We start from the raw sequence: 240 nt of genomic DNA on the forward strand, positions 1-240 counted from the left end.
TTTAAAGACTGCTCTTGATAGTATTTATGCTGTTCATCAAAGAGCCTTCCAAAATACTTCTGTATCTTTTCATCCTTCAATGATTTAGCATCCATTGCATGAATAGTAGATTCATTATAAGTTACTGTTTTTAAAGGTACTTTTTCAATTAATTGTTTTTCATTATCAGGCTTTTGTAATTCTGCATATCGTTTTTGCATTGGTTGATGTTCAGCTTTAGACCCCTCTATACCCCTGCTC

General features: G+C 32.5%; 1 protein-coding gene. It reads right to left on the reverse strand.

Going from position 1 to position 240, the window contains the following annotated elements:
* On the reverse strand, positions 1-240 hold a 240-nt coding region (locus tag Q4528_RS15805; RefSeq protein WP_303522686.1), incomplete at both ends, for a hypothetical protein.

The organism is Staphylococcus pasteuri (genome assembly GCF_030547725.1).
GTDB classification, from domain to species: domain Bacteria; phylum Bacillota; class Bacilli; order Staphylococcales; family Staphylococcaceae; genus Staphylococcus; species Staphylococcus pasteuri.